Below are 19186 nucleotides of genomic sequence, written 5' to 3'. Positions count from 1 at the left end.
ACCAATAAAGTGAAGCTGCTACCAGGAAACTATTTTGTCGGGCTGATGCTGATGGCCGCCTTGTTGCTGTTTGGCGGTTGCAGTACAGCACCCGTGGTCAACGGCTTGGCAGCCCCGACACCGCCGACGGAACGCTACATCATTGGGCCGGGCGACTCGCTGGACATCTTTGTGCGCGACAACCCCACTCTGAGCACCACGGTGCCGGTTCGCCCCGACGGGCGTATCTCGATTCCGTTGGTGCAGTCGATCGTTGCGGCCGGCAAGACTCCGGATGAATTGGCAGCCGATCTGGAGAAGGAGCTGGGCCGCTACATCCGCGAGCCACTGGTGACTGTCATCGTCAAGAGCTTCGTGGGTGCCTACAGCCAACAGGTCCGCGTGGTGGGGCAGGCGGCGACACCCAAGGCTGTGCCCTATCGCAGCGGCATGACTGTACTCGACGTGATGATCGAGGTCGGCGGCCTCACCAAATTCGCCTCCGGCAATAACGCCAAAATCATTCGTCACCTGTCTGACGGCAAGGAGCAGACCATCCCCGTGCGGCTCGGTGATCTGATGAATGGCACGATCAAATACAACGTAGTCATGCAGCCAGGGGATATTCTCATCATTCCCCAATCGCTGTTTTGATCTTACGAATCAAATTTGAGAATACCACGGGCGACATCGGGAAAGAGATTAATGCAAAACCAATCACTCGATTTACACGAGCTGTTGCAGTATATGAAGCTGGAGGTTCGTGCGGCATGGCGGTATCGCTGGCGTGCGCTGATGATGGCGTGGGGTGTAATGCTCGTGGGCGCGCTGATTGTTTTCAGCCTTCCAAACAAGTACGAGGCCACCGCCCAGGTGTATGCCGACACCAATGCGTTGACGAATCCGCTGCTGCGGGGCGTCGCGGTGCAGCCTGACGTCCGCGAGCAGCTGCAGGTCGTGACCCACACGCTGCTCTCGCGCCCCAACCTGGAGGCAGTGGCGGACAAGACCGGCTTGTCGCTACGCACAATCACTCCTGCCGGGAAGGATGCGTTACTGCTGGAACTGGGCACTGCCGTGAAAATCAAGGACGCAGGCACGAGGAATCTCTACGATCTCAGCTACGCGGACTTCGACCGGCAGATGGCGCAGAAGGTGGTACAGGCATTTCTGCAGATCCTGATGAACGATACCGTGGGGGCGAATACCGTCTCCACCACGACTGCGCAGAATTTCCTGGACCAGCAGGTGCAGGACTACGGCAAGCGCCTCAGCGACGCAGAGAAAAAGCTCGCGGACTTCCGGAAAGCCAATATAGGCTATATCCCCAGCGAGGGCGGCAGTACTTATTTCACCCGTCTGCAAGCTGCCGAAGCGCAGTTGCAAACCTTGCAAGCCCAATACGACACGGCCGTCGCCAGTCGTGCAATGACCCAGCAGCAGATGCGGGCGATGGCGACCGGGTCGAGCTCGTCAGGAATCGATCCACGTACGCAGGAGGTCGACAAGCAGATCGCGGCCTACCAGCAACAGCTCAACAAACTGTTGTTGAGTTACACCGATGCGTATCCGGACGTGGCCTCCACGCGACGCATGATCGCCCAGCTCGAGGCGCGCCGCGCCGCACTGCAGAAAAATGTCTCGAATAGTTCGATGATGGGCGTGGACTCGGACAATCCGGTGTACCAGGAAATGCAGAAGTCCATGTACACCACCCAGGTCAGCATTCAAACGCTGGCTACGCAGATCAGCCAGCAGAAGAAGCAGATTGACGATCTCAAGGACCAGGCAGATCGGATCACCGATGTACAGGCTACGTTGCAGCAACTGATGCGCAACTACGACGTCACAAAGAAGCAGTATGACCAGTTGTTGGAACGTTCCAACACGGCCCAGCTGTCCCTGGATGCAACCCAAAGTGGCAACAACCTGAAATTCCGCGTGGTCAATCCACCGATTGTCCCGCTGTTGCCCGCGAGCCCGAAGCGCGGGCTGCTGTTACTTATGGTGTTTGGTTTCGCACTGGCCATTGGTGCCGGGTTCGCGTACTTCCTCCATAGGATAACTCCGGTATTCGTCACCCTGAAAAGTCTGCAGGAATCCAGCGACCGCCCGGTGCTCGGTGCCCTCGGTTTGATTGTTTCGCCGGCACAACGCCGGGAGCGACGCCGCGACGTGATCGGGTTCTGCGCCGGAGCCAGCCTGTTGCCAATAGTGCTGGTGTTCGGGCTGGTCTTTGATAGACATCTCGCCAGTCTGGTACAGCACTTCTTTGTCATGGGTGTCGCATGAGCATCGTCGAGAAGGCAGTCGAAAAGCTCAAGGCCTTGCCGGTTGAGTCACCGAGCTCACAGCCGGACGAAGCGGCGCCACGACATGCGGTACCCACGGTCGAGCGTCTGCAGGAGCGGGCGCGAGTGGAGGATCAACCGGCCGAGCCGGCGGCACCGTATCATCTCGATCGGCTTGCGCTCAAGCGCAAGGGATTGCTCCTCGCGGACAATGGGGTGGACGGCAGGCTTGCAGACGAACTACGCCGTATCAAGCGGCCTCTGCTCAACAATGCAATGGGCAAAGGCGCCGAAACGTTCGCTCGGGGGAACCGCATCCTGGTGACCAGCGCGGAGCCCGGTGAAGGCAAGACCTTCGCGGCAATCAATCTCGCACTGAGCCTGGCCCGCGAGGCGGATTTCGAAGTACTGCTGGTGGACGGCGATATACCCAAGTCCGACATCACGCACGTTTTGGGACTGGATGATGCCCCTGGCCTGATGGACGTCGTGGCTGACGAGCAGTTCGCCCCAACCGATGTCATCATCCGCACCGATGTGCCGAACCTGCTGGTGGTGCCGGCGGGGAAACGGCATCCGCTTGCTGCTGAGTTGTTCCGCAGCCGTCGCATGGAACACGTCATGGACGAATTGGGCGGACGCAGTCGGCGGAGGTTACTGGTGTTCGACTCTGCGCCACTGCTGGTGACCACAGAGTCCCACGTATTGGCTTCCCACATGGGTCAGGTTGTCATGATGGTGGCTGCCGGCCGCACCCGTCAGCACGCGGTCAATGCGGCGGTACAGAGTTTGAATGACTTCCAATTTGTCGGACTGGTTCTCAACATGAGCCGCCTGCCACCGACCGAGGATTACTTCAAGCGCAGCTACGGACAACACCCAAGGGCTCTCAAGGGAGAGGCTTAGATGCGCGCGCTGTCGACGCCTACTGTCTTGTCGTCGATCATCCTTGCTGGCTGGTTGACCGGGGTTTCCGCCCAAAACGTGATTGATGCGACCAACACGTTGAATGTGCCTCCCCATGAACCGACCTCGGACTCCGAAGATCTCCAGCCGGGTGTTATCCCGCAGCCGACGATCGAGTCGCCAGGGCTGGTCACCGGCATCACCCTCGGCGAGCTCTACACCGATAACCTGAGGCTTGCGGCAACCAATAGGCCAAAACAGTCTAGCTGGATTACCCAGATTCAACCGTTTATCAAGTGGGCAGGGAGTACACCACGGCTTTCCGGTGTAATCGATTACACCATGACCGGTTATTTGTATGCGGGGCAATCCCGTTATAACCAGGTTGCCCATGACCTCATGGGCAACGGTACCCTCACTATCCTTCCCCAGCACTTTCTCATCGATGGCACCGTATCGTACCGACGCGGGATCATCAGCAACGAATCGCCCTCAGGGTCAGGTGCATTTTTCCTGAGCAATAACCGAGCCAATATCGCCATGGGAACGCTGGGTCCTTATTGGATTCAAGACTTGGGCAAGGCTGGCACCGCGATGCTGCGTTACACCGTGGGACGGGTACTGTACAACAGCCATGGTATTTCGGAACAGGATGTCGGCCTGTTGAACGGGGTTCCGGACATTACCAGCAAGGCGCTGCAGTTCAGCCTGGTGAGTCCGAAGGATCAAACCTGGGGGTGGAATTTGGGATATTCCGATCAGCGGATCGATCCTGACTTCGGTCAGGGTATCGAATATGCAACGGCCAAGGTGGGTACATCGTGGCAAATCAGCAATAATCTTCAATGGCTGGCTGATGTCGGGAAGGAGAACAGGTTTCTACCGAACGGTGCGGTGAAGAAGTTGGATGCCAACTTCTGGGACACTGGATTCGATTGGTCGAACACCCGCGATCAACTGAAATTGCTGGTCGGGCGCCGCTTCTATGGGCATAGCTACGAGTTCGCCTGGAACCACACGGCGGCGTTGCTGACTACAAGCTTGGGTTATGTGGAACGACCGACCGACATCAATCAGCAGTTGTTGGGACAAAGTGCCGGGCAGATTACCTTATCGCCCATTGGCGTTTCTTACATACCTTCGCTCAGGGAGCGTCGGATCTACCTTATGAAGCGCGCCATGGGCTCGGCGACCTATCTTATGCCCAGCGGCAGCCTGCGCGTCGCGGTATATGACGAGCGGCGTACCTATCTCACCCTGGACAATCGCCGGGAAAGGGTGGCGAATGCGAATGTCGACTGGCTGTTCAATATCGGGCCCTTCACCACGTTTACCCCGACCTTGGGCTGGCAGCGATATCAGTTCCAGGACGGCCAAGTTCAGCGCAACACGTATGGGCAGCTAGCCCTCGTGCATCAATTCAATCCCAAGGATTCCGGCAGCGTGCGGCTGCGGCATGACTCCCGCAATGTGGATACCGGTTTCGGATCGTCGGGCTCACAGGGGTTGGATTCCACTTTCGTGTTGCCGGGCTCGCATGGGTATCGCGTGAACGTGGTGTTCGTGCAGTGGACCCATTTATTCTGAGACCAACATGTACCAGGCATTTTACAAGCTGCAAGGCAAGCCTTTTCAGCTGACTCCCGACTCGGCCATGTTGTTTCCGAGCAAGGGGCACAAGCGTGCCATGTCTTACCTGCTGTACGGACTCGAGCAGGGTGAAGGCTTCGTCATGATCACCGGCGCGGTTGGCACGGGCAAGACACTGCTCATCCAGAGGTTGTTCGAGGAACTCGCGCATCGCGACATCGCCATGGCCAGTGTTGCCTCGGCCAATTTGGACGGTGAGGACATATTGCCGGCCGTGGCTTCGGCATTTGAGCTGCCCTTCGAGGGGCGTGGCAAGGAGGCCTTGCTGCAGGACCTGAAGCAGCATCTGGTGGCGTTGCGTGATCGTCATTCGCACGCCCTCCTGGTAGTCGACGAAGCGCAGACACTTACGCCGGCGGCATTGGAGATGCTGCGCATCCTGTCGAATTTCGAGGTGCAGGGTCACGCACTGCTGCAGGTTTTCCTTGTCGGACAAGCCGAGCTGCGGCGGACCATTCTTGTCAATCGGATGGAACAGTTGCGCCAGCGAATCATTGCCTCCCACGAGCTGGTATCTCTAGGAGTGGAGGAGAGCCGGGAATATATACTGCACCGCTTGCGCGCAGTCGGCTGGAACAACTATCCGGAATTGGAGCCGGGAATCTTCGCCGAGGTTTACCTGGCCAGCCGCGGTATTCCACGCAAGATCAATCTGATCATGGATCGCCTGCTTTTGCATGGTTATCTCGAAGAACTGCACAGCCTGGGCCGGGCGGCACTCACCGTCGTACTCGATGAAATGCGCGAGGAGATGACCGATCTGCCGCCGACGCTGGAATCGTCCGCATTGCCCCCTGTCCGGGATCCGGCACTTGCCACCGCAACTTCTGAGCGGGAGGCCGAGCTCGTTGCGCTTGACCGTACACAACGCAACAACATCCTGTTGCAGCTGATGCACGAAAATTTTCAACTCAGGGGGAAGTTGCAGGCCCAGTCGTCGCTTGCTCCGGCCATCGACAACACGGTGCCTGCGAACGTAAGGCACGGGCGTTCCCGGCGGAAGCGCAAATGAGCGTGGAATTGCCGCTACGCGAGCCCGTCGTCAACGCCATGACCGTGGACGTCGAGGACTATTTTCAGGTGGCCGCCTTCGAAAATTGCATCCGGCGCGAGGATTGGCCACGCTGGCCCGTCCGTGTCGAGGACAACACGCGGCGCATCCTTGAGCTTTTTGCTCGTCACGACGTGCACGCCACGTTCTTTGTACTCGGCTGGGTGGCGGAACGCTTCCCAGCGCTCGTGCGCGACATCGCCGCCGCAGGCCATGAGGTCGCAAGCCACGGTTTTGGCCATGAGCGCCTGACCGCTCTGAGTCGCGGCGAGTTTCGCGAGAGCATTACCCGTACCAAACACCTGCTGGAAGACATCGCCGGCGCGGCGGTGTACGGCTACCGCGCACCCAGCTATTCGATTGGCCCGGGCACGCTGTGGGCCCACGAGGAACTGCGCGAGGCTGGCTACCGCTACAGCTCCAGCATCGTGCCGATCCATCATGACCTGTACGGCATGCCGGAGGCGCCGCGATTCGCATTTCTCACCGGACCCTCCGGGTTGCTCGAAATCCCGGTGACCACGGTGCACCGTTGGGGCCGCAATTGGCCCTGCGGCGGCGGCGGCTATTTCCGCCTGCTGCCGTATGCGTTGTTCAAGCGTGGCCTGCGTCGTGTCAATCGGCGAGAGCGGTCCGCTGGCGTTTTTTACTTCCATCCATGGGAAGTCGATCCGCAGCAGCCACGGGTTCCCGGCGTGACGCTGAAAAATCGGGTGCGACATTATCTGAACCTGACGCGTACTGCGCCCAGGCTTGAGCGACTGTTGCACGATTTTCGTTTCGATCGCATGGACGGGGTATTTCTCGCTCCTGCGCATGCCGACTACCCCGTGGTGGCGCTGCAGCCCGTCGAACTCTGTGCGCATTGAGGGGGGACGGCACATGCTTGATCACGCGGACGACAGTCGTTCCGCCGCTGCTTGCACCGTCAAGCATTTGGGCAGTGGCGACGAAGGGCGCTGGGACGCGTTTGCCAGGGACGCGCCGCAGGCCACGTTTTTCCATCGCGCGGCCTGGCGCGGCATCATCGAACAGGTACTCGGCCACCGCTGCCACTATTTGTACGCGGAACGGGACGGGGTCATCACCGGTGTGTTGCCGCTTGCCGAAATTCGCAGTCGATTGTTCGGCCATGCGCTGATTTCGACGCCGTTCTGCGTGTATGGCGGGATCGTGGCGAGCGACTCGGGAAGCGATGAGGGACTTGCGCAGGCAGCGACCGCGTTGGCCGACGAGTTGGGCGTGGATTATCTGGAATTGCGTGACCGCGAACCGCGCCACGCCGATTGGCCGATCAAGGACCTCTACGTCAGCTTCCGCAAGGCGCTTGATCCGGATCACGACAAGAATTTGAAGGCCATCCCGCGCAAGCAGCGCGCGATGGTGCGCAAGGGCATTGCCTTGGGCCTGCAGGCGCACCACGGTGCCAGCCTGGCTGAGTTTTATCGGGTGTATGCCGAGAGCGTACGCAACCTGGGTACGCCCGTGATGTCACGCCACTATTACGCGCAGCTGCAGCAGACGTTTGGCGATGATTGCGAGATTACCGTCGTCACTCACGACGGACGCCCGGTGGCGGCGGTCATGAGCCTCTACTACCGCGACGAAGTGCATCCCTATTACGGCGGCAGCGTGGCGCGTGGCCGCGATCTGGCAGCCAACGACTTCATGTACTGGTCGGTGATGCAGCGCGCGGTGGAGCGCGGCGCGCGGCTGTTCGACTTCGGCCGCAGCAAGCAGGATACCGGCTCATATCATTTCAAGAAGCACTGGGGCTTCGAGCCCCAGCCGCTGTCCTACGCCTATTACCTGGTGCGGGCCAAGGCCGTCCCCAATATCAGCCCGACGAACACCAAGTACCGCCTGTTCATCAAGGCCTGGCAGCGGCTGCCGTTGCCGGTCAGTCAAGTGCTGGGCCCTTGGTTGGCGCGGGACCTGGGTTAGCCATGCGCTCAATATTATTCCTCTGTCATAGGCTGCCTTGGCCACCCAGCAAGGGTGACAAGATCCGCTCGTACCATGTGTTGAGGCGGCTCGCCGAGCATTATCGTGTGTATCTCGGCGCATTTGTGGACGATCCGTCCGACTGGCAGTACCTCGCGCCGGTGGAAGCTTTATGCGCCGGGATTTGTGTCCGTCCCTTGACACCGTGGCGGACGCGCCGGCGCGCGCTCGCCTCGTTGGTGCGAGGCGAGGCGCTGACCGTCGGGGTCTATCGCGACGGGGTGATGCGGCGCTGGATCGAAGGACTGCTGGCGGAGCGCAAGGTGGACCTCGTTTTGTGCTACTCGTCCGGCGTGGCGCCCTTCGTGATAGCGCGCCCACAGCTACGGCGGGTCATGGATTTCGTGGACGTGGATTCCGACAAGTGGCGCCAGTACGCGCAGGCCAATCGTGGCTTGACCCGCATGATTTACCAGCGCGAAGCGCATCGGCTAGCGCAGTTCGAGCGTACGGTTGCGGCGCAGTTCGATGCCAGCATGCTGGTCTCGGATGCTGAAGCCGCGTTTTTCCGCCAGCAGGTGCCAGCGGCGGCGGACAAGGTGCATGGCATCCCCAACGGCGTCGACGGCGAGTATTGGGATCCGCAGCGCGTCTATCCCAATCCCTACCAACCGGAGGAACGCGCCGTGGTGTTCGTGGGTGCCATGGACTACCGCGCCAACGTGCATGCGGCGCAATGGTTCGCGCGTGAAGTGTGGCCGCGGATTTTTCCCGCCCAACCGAAGGCGCGTTTTTACATCGTAGGCAGCAAGCCGACCGCGGCGGTCCGCGCGCTGGGTGAACTAGCGGGCATCGTGGTCACGGGGCGCGTGGAAGACGTGCGGCCTTGGCTGGCGCACGCACATGCGGTGGCGGCACCATTGCGCATTGCCCGCGGCATCCAGAACAAGGTGCTCGAAGCGCTGGCCATGGAGAAGGTGGTGTTGGCTACACCGGAAGCCTGGGAGGGCATCGAGGATTTCGCAGGTCGCCAAGGATGCATCAGTGACTCGCCCGAAGTCATGGCTACCGAAGCCTTGAGCCGATTTGTCGCGCCGCAAATTGCACGTGTGCCCGCGGCACGCGCCATGGTGTTGTCGCGCTTTGACTGGACGCGCAATCTGGACACCTACGAGTGCGTGATGCGTGATGCACAACACGCCGAGGCCGCCGCCCAGGCTACTGCCCTTGCAGAACTGAGGGTAAGCCCGTGAACCAGACCAATGAGACCGAAGTGGGTATTTACACTGGCGTTTTCGGCTGGCCGTTTGCCGTTACCGTATTCGGTGTCAGTGTAGTCGTATTGCTCGTCGCTTACTGGTCGACGGTGCAATCGCTGGTGTGGGCTTGGGAGAACGACGGCACTTACCAGTATGCGTTTCTAATCTTTCCTTTGAGTCTGTGGGTTGCATTCAATCTGCGCCAGCAGGTGCGCGCGAACCCGCCTGCGCCAAGCGTGTGGGGCCTGTTGGCGGTGGCGGGAATGGTGTTGATCTGGTACGTCGGTAATGTGCTTGATGTCAACTTGTTGCAGCATTTCGCGGTGGTGGCCCTGTTTCCGGCGCTAGTACTGGCATGCTGGGGATGGCGAGTGCTGTGGGTGCTGGTGTTTCCACTTGCTTACCTGGTGGTGTTTGCGGTTCCGTGGGGGGATGGGCTGGTTGGCCCGCTGCAGGACATCACGGCACATATTGCCGTGCACTCACTGGATCTGACCGGCACGCCGGTGTTGCTCAACGGCAGGGAAATTGTCACACCCTCGGCGGTGTGGATGGTGGCGGATGCGTGCAGCGGCGTGAAATTCTTCATCGCCTGCAGCGCGCTCGGTAGCTTGTATGCGTATCTGATGTACCAGCGCTGGTGGAAGCGAGTGCTGTTCGTAGCGCTTGCAGCGGTGGTGCCGATCATCGCCAACGGCCTGCGTGTCTATTTCACCATCTTGATCGGCGATACCTGGGGGCTGAAATACGCAACCGGTACGGACCATATGATTTTTGGATGGCAGTTCTTTGGCACCGTGCTGCTGCTGCTGCTGCTGGGTGGTTGGTTTTTCCGGGACCCACTCCCGCCAGTTACGCGCAGGCATCCCTCTGCAAATGACGACAGGCTGGCTGGTGTGCGGATGGCGGTCTGGCCGGTGGCGATTGCGCTATTGATTGGCGGTCCGGTATTGGCTGCGGGACTCTCCTCACCGGCAACGATGGAGGAACTGCACCTTGCCGCGCCGGAGCTTGCCGGTTGGAAGGGGCCGCAAACTGCGGCGGAAGGTTGGCGGCCGAGCTTCAGCGGGGCGGCGGGACAAATAAAGGCGGCCTATCGATCGACTGCCGACGATCGCGTCGTTGAACTGTTCCACGCGGTCTATACCGGACAACCGCGCCGCGGACATACGTTGATTACCTTCAACAATCAGCTTTACGACCCCTCGCAAGCACAGCTTTTGAGTAGTGCGAGCCCGAAGCTCCAACTCAGTGATGACCGTAGTCTTACGGCTGGGGAGCTACGGCTGAGCGGTCCTGCGGGTCCGAGCCTCGTGTGGTACTGGTATTGTGTCGATCGCCGGTGTACCCGGTCCCCCACGCTGACTAAGTTGCTGCAGGCATGGGACGTGTTAAGCGGGGGGGCGTCGCAGTCGTCAGTGTGGGCGTTGTCGGCACCGGTTGGCTCCGGTGGTGTCGATAAGGCGCGAGCCGATCTGCGCAAGTTTGCCGAAGCGCTGCCTCTGGTAGGTCCGCGGGCCTTGCAACAGACCCGCGAACAGGTTTCCTCAGGGCATCGGCCGTGAACGATAGGCCCTTGATCGCGCACGTACTCTACCGCCTGGACACCGGTGGCATGGAACGCATGCTTGTGACTCTGATCAACCATACCCACCAGAGCTATCATCATGTGGTGATCTGTCTGGAAGGCTATGGTGCCCTTCGCGATCAGATCGAGCCCGACGATGTGATGTGCGTGGTTCTGGGCAAGAAACCGGGCAAGGATTGGGGTTGCTACTTCAGGTTGTGGCGGATTCTGCGCAAGTTGAGGCCGGACCTGGTCCACACCTATAACATCGGCGCGCTTGATATGGCACTGGTCGCCCGGCTTGCCGGGGTTCGGCACGTTGTGCATGCAGAACGAGGCAGGGATGCTGCCGACCCGCGCGGTGAAAACCGGAAGTATCGCCTCTTGCGTCGCTGGCTACTGCCGCTGATTGATCGTTATTTGCCAGTCTCAAGAGACCTGCAAAACTGGCTGATAGAAAAAGTCGGCATACCGTCCTCGCGGATCGTATGCATTCCCAATGGCATTGATGTGGCGAGCTTTGCCACGGCAAGCAAAAGTGGCGTGCGTCCGTTGCTGGGGTCCTTCGCGCCTCCTGGCACGCTGCTGATCGGCACCGTCGGGCGCTTGGATGCTGTCAAGGATCAGCCAGGATTGATAACCGCATTTTGCCATCTGTGCGAGGCACTGCCTGGCGAACGCGAACGCCTTCGGCTGGTTCTGGTCGGTGAGGGACCACAGCGTGCCGTGCTTGAGTCGCGAATCGCAGGTACCGGACTTTCTGCACAAATCCGACTTCTGGGTAATCGCAACGACGTGGCAGCGTTGCTCGCAGAGTTCGACGTCTTTGTGCTTTCTTCCATTGCCGAAGGGATGCCTGGTGTACTTCTGGAAGCCATGGCGGTGGGACTGCCGGTGGTTGCAACAGCAGTCGGCGGCGTAAACGAGGTCGTGGTAGCGGACGTGACTGGAATACTGGTGCCGGCCAGCGATTCCGAAGCACTGGCCGGCGCGCTGGCGAGCTATGTGCTCGACGCTGGTTTACGTACGCAGCACGGAACGGCTGGTCGGGTACGCGTGATATCTCATTTTAGTTTGCAGACCATGCTGTCGGCGTATACGGCCCTCTACGATGAATTGCTGAACCATGACTACTATCAGCATCAGCAATCCGTAACGGCTCCTTGTGCGACCAGGCAAAAGGAGCATTGAAACCATGTGCGGCCTAGCAGGCATCGTCTTGGCGAACAATAGTGACAGGGTGAATGAAAACCTCCTGCTGGCGATGCGTGATGCGCAGTATCACCGTGGACCGGATGAGGCCGGGCTCTACATGGGCAAAGGCGTCGGGCTGGGGCACCGCCGCCTGTCAATCATCGACCTGACCAACGGGCAGCAACCGATGGTGGACGAAGCGGCCGGCCTGATGCTCATCTACAACGGCGAGCTGTACAACTTCAAATCGCTCCGGGCCGAGCTGGAAGCCCTGGGCACCGTGTTTGGCAGTCACAGCGACACCGAAGTCCTGTTGCGTGCCTGGCAGCAGTGGAATGAAGCCTGCGTGCCACGCCTGGTCGGCATGTTCGCGTTTGCGGTTTGGGACATGCGTGCGCAGCGCATCTTTCTGGCGCGCGACCAGTTAGGCATCAAGCCTCTCTATTACGGATTCACCGGCGCCGGCGACTTGGTATTCGCTTCCGAGCTCAAGGGGCTGCTGGCGCATCCGGATGTAGAACGCCAGCTCGATCCACAAGCGCTGGAAGACTATCTGGCGCTCGGCTACGTGCCGGATCCGAAAAGCATCTATCGCGGGATTCGCAAACTGCCGCCTGGTCACTGGCTGACGTGGCGCGCCGGCGAAGCCGAACCCGTCGCTCGCCAATACTGGGATGTGCCGTTCAATCGCGACGCCGACGTCACTTCGGATGAGGCCATGGTGCAGCTCCACAAGTTGCTGGATGAGGCGGTGGCAAGCCAGATGGTCGCGGACGTGCCGCTTGGGGCGTTCCTTTCTGGGGGTGTGGATTCGAGCGCCGTGGTGGCCAGCATGAGTCGGGCATCGTTGCAGCCGGTGCGCACCTGTTCAATCGGCTTCGACCATGCGGGCTTCGATGAAACCGTCTATGCGCGGCAGGTGGCCAAGCATCTGCATGCGCAGCATTTCGAACAGCGTGTCAGTGCCGATGATTACACGCTGCTCGACACGCTGGCGGCGGTATATGACGAACCGTTCTCCGACAGCTCAGCACTGCCGACCTACCGCGTGTGCGAGTTGGCACGCACCCAGGTGACGGTGGCGCTGTCCGGCGATGGTGGTGACGAGAACTTCGCCGGCTACCGACGTTATCGCCTGCATGCGTGGGAAAGCGGTCTGCGTGCGCGCCTGCCGCTGGGGTTGCGCAAGCCGATGTTCGGCTTGTTGGGCAGCATCTATCCCAAGGCCGACTGGGCGCCGCGCCCGCTGCGTGCCAAAACCACGTTGCAGGCACTCACCCGCGACGATGTGGAAGCCTATTTCCATACCGTCAGCACCACATCCATGGCGATGCGCCAGCGACTGTACAGCGAGAGCTTCAAGCGCGAACTGCAAGGTTACACCGCGCTCGAGGTGTTTCGCTCGCATGCCAAGAACGCACCCACCGACCAGCCGCTGCTGCTCGCTCAATACCTGGACCTCAAGACCTGGCTGCCCGGCGATATCCTGACCAAGGTGGACCGCGCCAGCATGGCGCACAGCCTCGAAGTGCGCGTGCCGCTGCTCGATCATCGTCTGGTCGAATGGGCTTCCTCCTTGCCGCCTGCGCTGAAGCTCAAGGGAAGCACCGGCAAGTACATCTTCAAGAAGGCGCTTGAGCGCGATTTGCCCCACGACGTGCTTTACCGAGCCAAGATGGGGTTCAGCGTGCCCTTGGCGGCGTGGCTACGCGGCCCACTTGCCCAGCAGGTGCGCGAGGCCTTGCTTCACGGGGCTGTTGCCGGGTGCGGATATTTTGAGCCCTCCATGCTGGAGCGGCTGCTGCGCGAACATGCGGGTGGCCGCTACGATCACAGCGCGACGCTGTGGAGTCTCCTGATGCTGGATGCGTTCTTGCGACACACTCAGCAGCCCGTCGCCGCATCTCCCGGCAGATTGACCAGCGCGGTGCTGCCCGCCGAAGTGCTGCCGGCGACGACGCGATGAAAACGGCGCCCGTCTATCGTGATGCCGACGGAGCCACACCAGCGGTTGCCAGGCCGCCCGATGCCGCACGACACGGCGCGCAGGCCGAAGACCGCTTCGCATCGAATGGTAAGCGCAAGATTCGCCTGCTGGTTTTCACCAGTCTGTATCCGAATGCCGAACAGCCACGCCATGGGATGTTTGTCGAGGCGCGACTGCGCCGCCTGGTCGATTCCGGCCTGATCGCGGCGACCGTTGTAGCACCAGTGCCGTGGTTCCCATTCAGGCATCAGCGTTTTGGCACCTACGCGACGTTCGCCCGGGTGCCCCGGCGTGAGGAGCGCCATGGCATCCAGATTTTGCACCCGCGCTATCCTGTCGTTCCGAAATTGAGCATGACTGTTGCGCCAAGTCTCATGTACCACACTCTTTTGCCGGCGCTCCAGAAGCTGAAAGCCACGGGGACTGACTTCGATCTCATCGATGCACACTATTTCTATCCGGACGGCGTGGCGGCTGCGAGACTCGGCAGGGCGCTAAGCAGGCCCGTTGTGATCACCGCGCGCGGGACCGACGTCAATTTAATCCCGCGTTATTGCCTGCCCAGATGGCAGATCAAATGTGCAGCGAAACGTTCCGCCGCTATCGTGACCGTGTCGAGCGCATTGAAGGACCGGTTGGCAGACTTGGGCATCAATCCCGGCAAGGTCACGGTTTTACGCAACGGAGTCGATCTCGATCGGTTCCATCCTCGCGACCGTGAGGCGATCCGTAACCAATTTGGCTTGACGGGCACCGTTTGGTTGACCGTGGGTAACCTGGTCGAAACAAAAGGTGTGCACATCACTCTTGCGGCGCTTGCCCAGACGGCTGATGTAACTTTGTTGGTCGCGGGCGAAGGTCCCGAGGACGCGCATTTGCGTCAGTTGGCCGTACGCCTGGGTATAGACACGCGCGTTCGTTTTCTCGGCGCCGTTCCGCATGTGGAATTGACCAAGTATTACAACGCGGCTGACGTCATGCTGCTTGCATCGATCAGCGAGGGGATGCCCAATGTGGTACTGGAATCCCTGGCGTGCGGTACGCCGGTGATCGTCGCGCCATTTGAAAGCGCGAGAGAATTGGTGAATGCGCCGGAAGCGGGCGAAGTTGCCGCGCAACGGAGTCCCGAAGCCATCGTCTCGGCGTGGCTGAGCTTGCGGAGTCGGTTGCCGATGCGCGCTGCCACGCGTGGGGTTTCGGAGGGGCTGGGTTGGCAGCCAGTGGTCGAGGCACAATACGCACTTTATGCGCAGGTAGTGGCGACTGACACTTGCTCCGGGGTGCGAACATGAATGCGACGCTGAGCGCTGCGCAACGACCATTGCTGCCTGCAGTCGCCGCGGCTGACCGAGTGTTGCATATCTTGCGCGCGCTCGATCATTTGGTTCGGTCGAACAGCGGTTATATGTTCTGGATGTTTGCCACGTTCGCCCAGCAGTGCACGTTGGCACGGAAGACGTCCAAGTTGACGGGCTTAGGACAAGACGATTGCCGCGGTTCCTTGGCACACATTGCGGATGGGGCTTTCAAGCGCAAGTGGCGCGAACCCAGTTTTCCGGTCAGGCGACCGATCATCCGATATGGCTACCTAACTAAAAGGCTGCTCAAGCAGCTCACCAGGGTGCGCACGGCATGAAGCGAGTCCGTGCCACCGAGCTGAGGGTGCCTGCTGTGGTTCTGGGTGCAGGCGCCAATGGCTTGGGCGTGGCACGCAGCTTGGCAGCCAAGCGCGTGCCAGTTTGGCTGCTGGATACTGACGGGACGCGACCGGAGATGTTTACTCGCGCCGCCAAGTCGCTGGTCGTACGCGCTTTGCATGGGCAGGCTCTGATCGAGCATCTCGAGCAACTGGCGACGACGGCGTTCCGCAGCGTTCATCCTGTTTTGTTTCTGACCCAGGAAGAGACGGTGAAAACCGTGTCGCGCCATCGCGAGCACTTGGCGCGTCATTACCGATTCACGCTTCCGGCAAAAGAAGCAGTGAACACGCTGCAACACAAGGTGGGCTTCCAGCGCCTCGCCGAGAAGTATGGTGCCCCTATTCCGCCGTTGGTCCATATCAAGTCTTTACTCGACCTGCAAGCTTTGGAGAGCTTGCATTTCCCCGTTGTGGTCAAGCCAGACGCACGCCATGCCGAATATGGTCATCAGTTCAAAAAGGCGTATCGGATGGAAAACATCGAGGAGGCCACTGGGCTGTTGCGTCGCGTTCTCGACGTGATACCGGATGTAGTAGTCCAGGAGTGGATCGAAGGGTCGGATTCCGAGATTTATTTTTGCCTGCAATACATCAACGGGCAGGCGCGGCCGTTGGCTGCATTCACGGGCCGCAAGATCCGGTCATGGCCGCCACAGGTTGGTGGTACCGCCAGCTGCACCGCCGCTCCCGAGGCGCATGACGAGCTGTCACGACTTACCACGCGTTTTTTCCAGGATGCGGGTGTCGTTGGTATGGCCAGTATGGAATACAAGCGTGATGCGCGCAGCTGTAAATTCCGAATGGTGGAGCCGACCATCGGTCGCACTGATTACCAGGAAGAAGTGTCCACCTTGAACGGAGTCAACCTGCCCTACGTGGCCTATCGCTCCGAGCTGGGTCTCCCACCCCAGGTTGCGACCACGAAGAATCGACCGGTGGCGTGGCGCGTGAGATCGGAAGATGTGAAGTCAGCCGCCGCACAGAACCAGCGGCTGGCGCAGGGCTATCCGCACCGTGGTCGCGTCGCCGATGCCTTGTATCGGTGGGGTGATCCCGTCCCGTTTCTTGTTCACGGCCTGCAGCGCGTCCGCAGCCAACTGCGCTCCACGACCTTGAAGCTGATTCCTGGAGCGCGACTGGCAAGGAACAAATCATGAACGCGATCGCCAACCTTTGGCGCACGCGGCAAGTACCCTCGGCATCGGATGTGCGTCGTGGACTGCAAGCAGCAGCCGAATGGCTGGCGCGCGCTCAGGACGTGACTGGTTGCGCCGGTGTCAGCGCCTATTACGATGCAACGAAGCGCGTGTGGGCTGGCGCGTATCCGGAAACTACCGGCTATATTATTCCAACCTTTTTTCGCTATGCGGTGTTTTCTGGCCAAAGCGAATACCGCGAACGCGCCATCCGTATGGCGGAATGGGAATCGAGGATCCAGCTCCCGGGAGGTGCTGTACGCGCAGGGACCGTAGATGCGGCACAAGCAGTGCCGACCATCTTTAATACCGGACAGGTGTTGTTCGGCTGGCTGTCTGCGTGGCAGCACACACAGGATACGTGTTTTCGCGACTCGCTGGTGCGTGCGGCCGACTGGCTGGTTGCCGCCCAAGACCCGGACGGTGCCTGGCGGCGCTTCGCCTCGCCCTTCGCTGCCCACGCATTGAACACCTATAATACGCGTGTCGCCTTTGCGCTTGCGAACGCCGGTCAGGCCCTTGGAGAGCCGCGTTATATTGATGCAGCGGTGCGCAACGTGCAGTGGGCACTCACCCAAATGAGTCCTAACGGCTGGCTGGCAAATAATGACCTGGAGGACAATGATCGACCGCTCACGCACACCATCGCGTACGCCATCCGCGGCATTCTGGAAGTCGGTCTGATCACTGCCAATACTGCTTTCGTGGACGCCGCCTCGCGGATTGCGCGAGCCGTGGCCCAAACCCAGCGACGAGATGGCGCATTACCCGGGAGGCTCGATTCCGCCTGGCATCCGGCGAGTCGTTCGACGTGTATGACTGGCAATGCGCAAATGGCCGTCATCTGGCAGCGCCTGGCGAGGACAACCAGCGATCCCTCCTGGAAAATGGCGGCAGAAAGCGCCTGTCGCTTCAATTTGTCGATTCAGGACTTGACCGCAATCGATGAGGGGGTCCGCGGAGGAATTTCGGGCTCGCATCCGAGATCCGGTGAATACATGAAGAACCGTTACCCGAACTGGGCGACCAAGTTCTTCGTGGACGCGCTCATGCTGCAGTTGGCAACGGACTAGCGGCATGCGCGACATCGCCCTTACCTTGTTCGTCCTCGGACTGATTCCCTATATTTTGATGCGGCCATATGTGGGCTTGCTTGTGTGGTCATGGTTAGGCTACATGAATCCTCATCGCCTCTGCTATGGCTTCGCTTACAGTTTTCCATGGGTGCAGGTTATTGCCATCCTTACGTTTGTCAGCATCGTGCTTAACAAGGAGAATAGGCGGACTCCGAAAACCTCGGTCAGTATATTGCTGATCGCTTTCTTCGCGTGGGTCACGTTTACTACATTCTTTGCTGCCGAAACGGATTCTGCATGGCAGCATTGGAATGAATTCGGCAAGACATTGATTATGGTTTGGGTTACGTTGATATTGGTAAATGATCAACGGCGCATGCATATACTTGTATGGCTCATCGTGGTATCGCTCGGATTTTATGGGCTGAAGGGAGGAATATTTACTGTGCTCCGAGGCGGCACGCAAACCGTATTCGGCCCGGCGGGGAGTTTTATTGCAGATAATAATGATTTGGCCCAAGCACTCTGTATGATTCTGCCGCTTATGCAGTATTTGCGAATGCACTCGTCTGGCAGACTGGTTCGGGTGGGCGTAGGTCTTAGCATGCTTATTATGGGCGTGGCGATTCTTGGTACATATTCACGTGGTGGCCTTGTGGCATTGGCGGTAGTGAGTGGTGTGCTATTTCTGAAAAGCCGAAGGCGTATTGCCCTGATTGCTGTCTTCGCAGTATTGGGCTATACGGGGTATCATTTCATGCCTGCCCAGTGGCTTGCACGAATGGACACCCTACAACATGCGAGCCAGGTAAATACGCTACAGACCAGGATTCAATCATGGGAGTTTGCTGCGAATGTCGCTGTTCATCATCCCGTGGTTGGCGGGGGATTTGATGTCTATAAGAGCGCTTCCATGTGGGAGCGTTATGGGCCTGAGGGCGCCCAATCGCGCGCCATACACAGCATATATTTTCGCGTACTGGGGGAGCATGGATTTTTAGGCTTGCTGCTTTTCTTGGGATTGTTGTTCGCAAGCTGGTGGAGTTGTACCCGAGTAAGGAAAGCGACACGTCACTCCCTGGAACAAAGGTGGGCTTATGATCTTTCTTCCATGTTGCAGGTTAGCTTGATTGCCTTTATGACCGCTGGATTGGCAACGACGTCCAGCTATTTCGACCTATCCTATCAGTTGATGGCAATGTGTTCGTTGCTGGTAATCATTACTGCCAACCAAAAGGCAACGGCCATGACGGATAGAGAAGCGGTGCCGACGTTGTCAAAGGTGCGCGGCCAGGAAGAAGCGACTACGTATCAATGAGAGTCTCGATTGGCGGCCTTATGGATAAGAGGGTGCTTATGGTTGCATTTCATTTGCCACCTTCGGCGG

General features: G+C 59.5%; 16 protein-coding genes. All 16 read left to right on the top strand.

What is annotated here, in order from left to right; all coding sequences use genetic code 11:
* Positions 1 to 9: 9 nt before the first annotated feature.
* From AC3WJB_RS13120 to AC3WJB_RS13045, 16 genes are read left to right on the top strand one after another with little or no spacing between them, the layout of a single operon-like run.
* Positions 10 to 633, top strand: coding sequence for an XrtA/PEP-CTERM system exopolysaccharide export protein (locus tag AC3WJB_RS13120; RefSeq protein WP_492682232.1), 624 nt, complete (start codon positions 10 to 12; stop codon positions 631 to 633).
* A 51-nt stretch (positions 634 to 684) separates the two neighbouring features.
* Positions 685 to 2271 carry an XrtA system polysaccharide chain length determinant gene (locus AC3WJB_RS13115; protein WP_492682230.1) on the top strand — a complete coding sequence of 529 codons (1587 nt, stop codon included), beginning with the start codon at positions 685 to 687 and terminating at the stop codon, positions 2269 to 2271.
* Positions 2268 to 3176: a nucleotide-binding protein gene (locus AC3WJB_RS13110; protein ID WP_492682228.1), complete on the top strand. Its 909-nt coding sequence runs from the start codon at positions 2268 to 2270 to the stop codon at positions 3174 to 3176. Before AC3WJB_RS13115 ends, AC3WJB_RS13110 begins: the two co-directional genes overlap by 4 nt.
* Positions 3177 to 4763: a TIGR03016 family PEP-CTERM system-associated outer membrane protein gene (locus AC3WJB_RS13105; RefSeq protein ID WP_492682226.1), complete on the top strand. Its 1587-nt coding sequence runs from the start codon at positions 3177 to 3179 to the stop codon at positions 4761 to 4763.
* Positions 4764 to 4770: 7 nt separating this feature from the next.
* Positions 4771 to 5838: an AAA family ATPase gene (locus AC3WJB_RS13100; protein WP_492682224.1), complete on the top strand. Its 1068-nt coding sequence runs from the start codon at positions 4771 to 4773 to the stop codon at positions 5836 to 5838.
* On the top strand, positions 5835 to 6746 hold the full coding sequence (locus AC3WJB_RS13095; RefSeq protein WP_492682222.1) for an XrtA system polysaccharide deacetylase: 912 nt from the start codon (positions 5835 to 5837) through the stop codon (positions 6744 to 6746). Before AC3WJB_RS13100 ends, AC3WJB_RS13095 begins: the two co-directional genes overlap by 4 nt.
* Before the next feature lie 13 nt (positions 6747 to 6759).
* Positions 6760 to 7821 carry a FemAB family XrtA/PEP-CTERM system-associated protein gene (locus tag AC3WJB_RS13090; RefSeq protein ID WP_492682220.1) on the top strand — a complete coding sequence of 354 codons (1062 nt, stop codon included), beginning with the start codon at positions 6760 to 6762 and terminating at the stop codon, positions 7819 to 7821.
* 2 nt (positions 7822 to 7823) lie between these two features.
* A complete protein-coding gene (locus AC3WJB_RS13085; RefSeq protein WP_492682218.1) occupies positions 7824 to 9074 on the top strand; it encodes a TIGR03087 family PEP-CTERM/XrtA system glycosyltransferase in 1251 nt (416 codons plus the stop codon).
* On the top strand, positions 9071 to 10645 hold the full coding sequence (gene xrtA / locus AC3WJB_RS13080; RefSeq protein ID WP_492682216.1) for an exosortase A: 1575 nt from the start codon (positions 9071 to 9073) through the stop codon (positions 10643 to 10645). The genes AC3WJB_RS13085 and xrtA overlap by 4 nt, the downstream gene beginning before the upstream one ends.
* Before the next feature lie 11 nt (positions 10646 to 10656).
* Positions 10657 to 11838, top strand: a complete 1182-nt coding sequence (locus AC3WJB_RS13075) for a TIGR03088 family PEP-CTERM/XrtA system glycosyltransferase (protein WP_492682214.1) — start codon at positions 10657 to 10659, stop codon at positions 11836 to 11838.
* Between the two features lie 4 nt (positions 11839 to 11842).
* Positions 11843 to 13807 carry an XrtA/PEP-CTERM system amidotransferase gene (locus tag AC3WJB_RS13070; protein WP_492682212.1) on the top strand — a complete coding sequence of 655 codons (1965 nt, stop codon included), beginning with the start codon at positions 11843 to 11845 and terminating at the stop codon, positions 13805 to 13807.
* Entirely contained in the window at positions 13804 to 15120 is a 1317-nt protein-coding gene (locus AC3WJB_RS13065) for a glycosyltransferase (protein ID WP_492682210.1), read from the top strand. The genes AC3WJB_RS13070 and AC3WJB_RS13065 overlap by 4 nt, the downstream gene beginning before the upstream one ends.
* Positions 15117 to 15464, top strand: a complete 348-nt coding sequence (locus AC3WJB_RS13060) for a hypothetical protein (RefSeq protein ID WP_492682208.1) — start codon at positions 15117 to 15119, stop codon at positions 15462 to 15464. Before AC3WJB_RS13065 ends, AC3WJB_RS13060 begins: the two co-directional genes overlap by 4 nt.
* Positions 15461 to 16684 carry a carboxylate--amine ligase gene (locus AC3WJB_RS13055; protein ID WP_492682206.1) on the top strand — a complete coding sequence of 408 codons (1224 nt, stop codon included), beginning with the start codon at positions 15461 to 15463 and terminating at the stop codon, positions 16682 to 16684. Before AC3WJB_RS13060 ends, AC3WJB_RS13055 begins: the two co-directional genes overlap by 4 nt.
* Positions 16681 to 17796 carry a beta-L-arabinofuranosidase domain-containing protein gene (locus AC3WJB_RS13050; protein ID WP_492682204.1) on the top strand — a complete coding sequence of 372 codons (1116 nt, stop codon included), beginning with the start codon at positions 16681 to 16683 and terminating at the stop codon, positions 17794 to 17796. The genes AC3WJB_RS13055 and AC3WJB_RS13050 overlap by 4 nt, the downstream gene beginning before the upstream one ends.
* Positions 17797 to 17800: 4 nt before the next feature.
* Positions 17801 to 19117: a putative O-glycosylation ligase, exosortase A system-associated gene (locus tag AC3WJB_RS13045; RefSeq protein ID WP_492682202.1), complete on the top strand. Its 1317-nt coding sequence runs from the start codon at positions 17801 to 17803 to the stop codon at positions 19115 to 19117.
* The last annotated feature ends 69 nt before the right edge of the window (positions 19118 to 19186 follow it).

Source organism: Rhodanobacter sp. FW510-R10 (assembly GCF_058781105.1).
Note: the sequence above shows the minus strand (reverse complement) of the source record. Positions and strands in the feature narration are given on the sequence as shown.